This window comes from Helicobacter pylori SA213A (assembly GCF_000476275.1).
GTDB classification, from domain to species: Bacteria; Campylobacterota; Campylobacteria; order Campylobacterales; family Helicobacteraceae; genus Helicobacter; species Helicobacter pylori_CL.
On the sequence record NZ_CBOM010000034.1, the window covers coordinates 1 to 4,601 of the forward strand.

Annotated in this window: 3 protein-coding genes and 1 pseudogene; 3 read left to right on the forward strand and 1 reads right to left on the reverse strand. The window is 31.6% G+C overall.

From position 1 onward, the window contains the following. The first annotated feature begins 78 nt into the window (after nt 1-78). On the forward strand, nt 79-291 hold the full coding sequence (locus QT74_RS08595) for a hypothetical protein (protein WP_229261621.1): 213 nt from the start codon (nt 79-81) through the stop codon (nt 289-291). A 612-nt stretch (nt 292-903) separates the two neighbouring features. After that, nucleotides 904-2,568 (forward strand): annotated as a pseudogene (locus QT74_RS07615) (type IV secretory system conjugative DNA transfer family protein); the annotation flags it as partial. A gap of 218 nt (nt 2,569-2,786) precedes the next feature. Here QT74_RS07615 and QT74_RS07620 read toward each other — a convergent pair. Then, nucleotides 2,787-3,005, reverse strand: coding sequence for a hypothetical protein (locus QT74_RS07620; protein WP_229261624.1), 219 nt, complete (start codon nt 3,003-3,005; stop codon nt 2,787-2,789). A 457-nt stretch (nt 3,006-3,462) separates the two neighbouring features. Between QT74_RS07620 and QT74_RS07630 the strand changes: the two genes are divergently transcribed. Further along, nucleotides 3,463-4,601, forward strand: a 1,139-nt coding sequence (locus QT74_RS07630; RefSeq protein WP_033765866.1) for a relaxase/mobilization nuclease domain-containing protein, incomplete at its 3' end; no start/stop codon positions are given.

Consider the following 4,601-nt stretch of genomic DNA (forward strand, 5'->3'; position numbering starts at 1 on the left):
CTAAAGAAACACAAATTTTAAAAAAGGTTATTTTAAATAGCTTGATTGGATATAAAAAAATAATACCGGAGAGTTAGTATGGAAAATTTTCACCAAAAGATTTCTATCATTTTACTTCGCATGCAGCATAGCGTTATAAATTTGAAACAAACTATTGCTATGCAAAATAATATAGCCAAGAGAGAAGAATTAGATAAAAGTCTTTCTAATCTTTTAATAAATTTTAATGAAATAACAAATTTGTTAGAAAACGCTCAAGAGAGCCAAGAAGAAAAGCTCAAAAATCGCTGAAGAACTTCTAGAAAAAGAAATAGAAAAATTTCTCAACAAATTTTAATTCACTGGACTTCACTGCATGCATAAATATCGCCCTTTTATTTACTTGTTAAGTATTGTATTAGCACCTATTGTATTTTTAATTGCGTTATTCTATTTAATGGACATGAAAAGCTTTCACTCTACCATTTTGCTCAGTCAAGAAATTTTTGCAAATTTAAAGCATTTTAAATCCTTTAAGCTCCAAATTCACTTGGCCTTTATCTACGCTCTTACTCCGTTGATTTTCACTATCTATTTGTTTTTTAACGGCGTGAATATGAATAGTCATGGTAGGGCTAAATGGGCTAGTATTAAAGATATTGAAACCTACAAATACTCGCTTGTTTCTTGGGTTAAATCCATTTGTGCTTTGTTTTTTCTGTCTTTATTTGCTCCATTAAGCATCTTTGCCATTTTCAAAAGGCACTTAATAATCTTTTGTAATGAAAGAGTGTTTGAAGATAAAACAGGTTTTAGGATTTTTGATTTCAAAACCTACTATAACACCTTAAAGATTATAATAAGACAAATTTTTTACGAAAATCTTTTAAGCGGTTTGATGCTGATGCTTAAAAATCAAAAAACTTATTACCAAAACTTATTGGAACACCTAAAAGGCTCTATGTTATTAGGTTTAAAAAAGAAAATCCCATCACCTTAAATTTTGATAATGGACTGCCTTTGGGAGTGTATAATGTGATGACTAGAGCTAAAGTAGTGTATTACAATTCTCCACTTTCTACCTTAATTGTTGCTCCTCCTGGTGCTGGTAAAACTTCTGCAGTAGCTATCCCAACACTTTTGAGCGTGCCTAGCTCTTGTGTGGTGTTAGACATCAAAGGCGAATTGTGCGATTTAACGGCTGGATACAGACAAAAGCATTTTAAAAATAAGATTTTCATTTTCAATCCTTATGGAACTGATAATAGTTTATATTTCAATCCTTTTGATAAAAAGATTGTTTCTAAAATGAGCTTTAGCGAAAAACGCCGTTTGGTTGAAGAGATTTCTAACACTATCTTTAACGAAAAATCTCAAGACCCTCATTGGGTAGAGCAAGCTAAGAATGTCTTTACTTTCCATGCATTGTATGAGCTATGTGTCAATGAAGAGACCACCCTTTTTGAAATTGCTCTATCATTAGACAAAAACTACACTCCTTTGATCAATAAAAGAGGGCGTTTCTATCCACAAGTTTTTAAATGTGTTGAAAAAAGCAAAGAGGAAGGTGGTGGTTTTGAAATGAATAATGATGGCACTTACATGTTAGATAAAGACGCTAATGGAATACCTATACAAATTGCTGATGTTGATGTTAGGAAATTATGGTATCAACAAGTGGCTGAACAAATTTACATTGATATTGATAGAAAAGAAAACTATGATGGCACAATTAACAAGTTAGAATTGAAGCTAGATAAAGACAAAATGCCTATTTTAGAAGAAGGCATGTTAGATCCTTTCATGCGTTCTTATGCAAACAGATGGGCGAATGCTAACGACAAGGAATTTAGCTCTATCAAATCTACTTTTGACAGATTTATGCAAGTATTCACGGATTATAGAGTTAAAAGAGCGACCTCTAAAATGAGTTTTGAATATGAAGATCTAAGAAAAGACAATATCACTCTTTACATTAAAATAGCTCAAACAGATATTGACATTATTGCTCCATTGATTAGAGTGCTTTTAGAAAGCATAGGCAAAAACTTACTTTTAAAAGAAAGCAAAAGATTTGATGAAAGGATTTATTTTATATTGGACGAGTTTGTTAGATTTGGAAAACTCAGTTTCTTGTTAGAAATGCCAGCATTGAGTAGAAGTTATGGAGTGGTATTGCTTTACATCACTCAAAGCAATGCAATGATTGAAAAATACTATGGCAAAGAAGACGCTAAGATTTTAAACGGCACGGTGAATTATAGGGTTCTTTTTAGAATGAACGATTATGAATATGCACAACAAATTTCTAATGAAATCGGCAAGATGACCAGAAAAACACGAAGCCACTCTACAGAAAAAGGACAACTCATTATGGGAGGGACTTCTAGTATAGGAAAAGAGGCGTGGGATTTGGTCAGTCCGCAAGATATTCTAAATATTGATAAAGATGAAGTGATTATATTGGTAGGCGGTCATCAAGCCAAACCTTTAAAACTAAAAGCGAATTACTATTTTAGAAATCTCAAAATGACAAAATGTTTGAATTGGGAAGTCAAGCCTAATGAAGAAGTGTTTTCCAAATTGTAAAAAAGATTGTATAAGTATTTCACTTATAAACTTTTAGCATTGTGGTTTAAGTGCTTGACTCATGCATCAAAGCACACAACCTTTACAAACAAAGCACTTAATTTGTTATGAGCAAAGCACACAAGATTTTAGCTAAAAAATAAAGGAAGTTGATACTTGAAAGCAATCAAGTATTTAAAAGACTATCAGTCATTTTGAAAAAGAAAAAGTAAATTTTTTCACCAAATATTTTCAATGAGATAAGTGATTTCTTCTTGATATTTTTTAGGATGGTTTGACAACTCTTTTCCAAACACTCTGCCTTTTTTCAGTTCGCTTTGCAATTTGCGATAGAATTTTCTCAACTCCTTGATCATGTAATTTTCATATTCTCTATCTTTTTCAGGCGACAGCTGATAATTTTTTTCCACAACACAACGCATGATTTCAAAATGCATTTTATTCTCATAATGAAACTTTGTTAAGCGATCTAGCTTTCTTTGATGGGTCAATTTTCTCCTTTGCCACTCAGTCATCACAAATTCACTCCGTTATTTGAGTTTCAGTATTGTAGCATTTTCTAACAAAATTCCAAAAAATAGCCAAAAAAAAAGCTCTCATTTTTAAGTTTTTTTTAAGGAAGCCTACAGCTCCCTTATTTAGCCGTCTGCGTAAGACACCACCACTCAAAAAGTGCACATTTTTTTCTTTTTGAGTGTTATCCTGCCCTTTTTTTGGGTCTTGAAAAAAACACCATTTTTTGCTAAAGTGAATGGTGTGAAATTTGGGTTCTATTAGGGATTTTTTCACCTTTTTGAATACTAAAAGCGAAATCAATCTCACAACAAATGGGAAGAGTTTTTGAGTGGTTTGAAAAACTTTGAAAGAATAGAAAAGAAACGCTATCCTTATAAAATGCGTCAAGTTCTTTTAGACGATGAACAAGAATTTCTTTTTGAATATGAAGAGATACGACCTAAAAAAACTCCTAAACCCAAACGATCTTATGATGAAGTTTTCACAACAGCTATTAAAGAGTACTCAAAAACTTTCATCTCTCAAATTGAAACTTCTACTTTGAACTCTAATGTGAAAACCAATTCTAAAAAACAAGTTGTGATCAAAAACATAGGCAACATGACACAGCTCCATACTAACAAGGCAATGGATTACATTGCTAAAAATGGCGAGTTGGTTAGAGATGAATTTTTTAGATGGATTGATTATGACATTGTTGCTAACGATTGGAATGCAGATTTCACTGAGTTGAGAAGTAAAAATCCCAGATTGAAAAACATGGCTATGCATTTAGTTTTTAGCCTTGATGAAAATTTGCATCCTAGTAATTTAGCAATTCTAGAATTAAGCGTTTATAATTCTTTGATTGACACGCTAGGATATGACTATCCTTTTATAATAAAACTCCATACACACCAAAACAAACCACACGCTCATGTAATCATCAATAAGACCCACAAATTTACAGGCAAACAATTACGGTTTACTAATAAACAGCATGTTAGAGAATTCTTTTTTCAATTGAGAGAAAGCTTTCAAGACCAGTTATATATCCATTCGCATGGTAGGTTAAATTATTCTAACGAGCCTAATATTCAAAAAAGAATAGCTGGAATTAACGAAGAGTTATCCAAACTTATTTCACAAGGTCAAGAACAATTCACACAAAATTTTAATCATAATGAGTTTTTTGATAAGGCTTATGATGATGCTCATATGGAAATGAAACTTCTAGCTAGTGTTAAAAACAAAGAACTAGGCAAGTTAGACTTCATCAAAATTAAAATCATCACTTCAAAAGCGATTGAGCTTTTAGAAGAAAATTTTGAAATAGATGATGAGCATATGGTATGGCTTGAAAAGTTTTTAGAAGAAAAATCCACTAAACCTGACTTAAAAGAATTGAGCATTTTAAGGAAAGGAACTTACAAAAAAGTTATGGAAAATAATTACCATATCAACAATTTTGAAAAAGCTTTAAGAAACAAAAAGACTTCTCTTTTAGAAAAACAACGCTTGAATGCACTAAAACAAAA

Bases quoted from the DNA above. Each gene is read 5' to 3' on its own strand.
- QT74_RS08595 (WP_229261621.1), top strand. From the start codon at position 79: ATGGAAAATTTTCACCAAAAGATTTCTATCATTTTACTTCGCATGCAG.
- QT74_RS07620 (WP_229261624.1), bottom strand. From the start codon at position 3,005: ATGCATTTTGAAATCATGCGTTGTGTTGTGGAAAAAAATTATCAGCTG.